This window comes from Streptomyces sp. CO7, assembly GCF_053474865.1.
On the sequence record NZ_JBRIOU010000002.1, the window covers coordinates 517,079 to 519,013 of the forward strand.

The 1,935-nt window shown below is 72.2% G+C and carries 2 protein-coding genes; both read left to right on the forward strand.

Going from position 1 to position 1,935, the window contains the following annotated elements; all coding sequences use genetic code 11:
- The first annotated feature begins 8 nt into the window (after window positions 1–8).
- Window positions 9–857, forward strand: coding sequence for a carbohydrate ABC transporter permease (locus ACOV8S_RS04280; RefSeq protein ID WP_448317346.1), 849 nt, complete (start codon window positions 9–11; stop codon window positions 855–857).
- An 87-nt stretch (window positions 858–944) separates the two neighbouring features.
- Window positions 945–1,935, forward strand: a 991-nt coding sequence (locus tag ACOV8S_RS04285) for a Gfo/Idh/MocA family protein (protein WP_448316181.1), incomplete at its 3' end; no start/stop codon positions are given.

A 1,935-nucleotide genomic window follows, 5' to 3' on the forward strand; every position in this document is an offset into this window, starting at 1 on the left:
CCCCCGCGATCCCCCAGGCCCCGCGCCGCAAGCGCCGCCACCGCGCCTTCGACGAGGCGCCGCGCTGGCAGATCTACCTGCCGCTCGGGCTCTACCTGCTCTTCACCCTGATCCCGTTCTACTGGATGCTGCTCTTCGCGCTGCGGCCCGCCGGATCGACCTCACTCGTGCCCTGGCCGATCACCTTCGAGCACTTCGAGAAGGTCTGGAACGAGCGCAGCTTCGGCGTCTTCTTCCAGAACAGCATGCTGGTCGGCCTGGCCACCCTGGTCACCACCACCGTGATCGCCCTGTCCGGCGGCTACGCGCTGGCCCGGTTCGACTTCCGGGTGAAGAACGCCTTCATGCTGGCGCTGCTGTGCTCGCAGTTCATCCCGGGCGCGCTCATGCTGGTCCCGCTCTTCGAGATCTTCCGCAACCTGCGGATGATCAACTCGCTGGAGAGCGTGATCATCGCAGAGACGGTGTTCCAGCTCCCGCTGTCGATCATCCTGATCAGCGGCTTCATCAAGAACGTGCCGGTCTCCCTGGAGGAGGCCGCCTGGGTCGACGGCTGCTCACGGATGCGGGCCTTCCGCGCCGTCGTCCTGCCGCTGCTGCGGCCGGGGCTGATCGCGGTCGGGTCCTTCGCCTTCGTGCACAGCTGGAACCACTTCCTGTTCGCGCTGATGTTCCTCAGCGAGCAGGACAAGCAGACCATCCCGGTCGGCCTCAACACCCTGATCGGCGCGGACAGCGTGGACCTCGGCGCGCTCGCCGCCGGCGGAGTGATCGCCGCCGTCCCCGTCGTCATCGTCTTCGCCTTCATCCAGAAGTGGCTGATCACCGGCTTCAGCGCGGGCGCCGTCAAGGGCTGACCCCGCGCCGCCCGCAGGCCCGCCCGCTCCGCTTCCCCGACCTTCCTTCTTCCCCCGTCCGTGCGTACTCCCGAGGAGGCCCGCACCATGAGCGCCCCGCACCCGACCCCGCCGCCGCTGCCCCTGGTGCTCGCCGGCGCGCGCGGCCACGGCCGCCGGCACCTGGACAACATCCGCCGCCTTGAGGGCGCCGGACGGGCACGGCTGGCCGGAGTCTGCGACCTCACCCCACTCACCGACGCAGAGCTGGCCGGCTTCGCCTCCCGGCCCGAGCAGTCGGCCGACTTCGCCGCCCTCCTGGAGACCACCGGCGCCCGCGTCGCCGTCGTCTGCACCCCCCTGCAGACGCATGCCGACCTCGCCACCGCCGCCGCCGCACGCGGGGTGCACCTGCTGCTGGAGAAGCCGCCCGCCGCCTCCTGGGCCGCCCACCGGCGGGTCCAGGACGCGGTGCGCGCGGCGGGCACCGTCTGCCAGATCGGCTTCCAGACCCTCGGCTCGCACGCCGTGCCCGCCGTCCGCGAGCTGATCTCCTCCGGCGCGATCGGCCGGGTCAGGGGGATCTCCGCGGCCGGGGCCTGGGTCCGCGACACCGCCTACTGGGGCCGCGCCCCCTGGGCCGGCCGGCGCCGCCTCGGGCCCGTCGACGTCGTCGACGGCGTGCTCACCAACCCGCTGGCCCACGCCGTCTCCACCGCCCTCGCCCTCGCGGACGCCGAACGCGCCGAGGACGTCACCGGCATCGAGACGGAACTGCTGCGCGCCAACGACATCGAGGCCGACGACACCTCCTGCGTCCGCGTCACCACCACGCACGGGACGGACGTCGTGGTCGCCGCGACGCTGTGCGCGGAACGGGCCGGCGAACCGTACGTCCTCGTCCACGGCGAGAGCGGCCGGATCACCTTCTGGTACAAGGAGGACCGGGTGCTCCTGCAGCGCGCCGGACACGGTCCCGAGGAGCACGTCCACGGCCGCACCGACCTGCTGGAGAACCTCCTCGACCACCTCGCGGACGGTACCGAACTGCTCGCCCCGCCCGCCCGCTCCGGCGCCTTCATGCGCGTCCTGGAGGCTG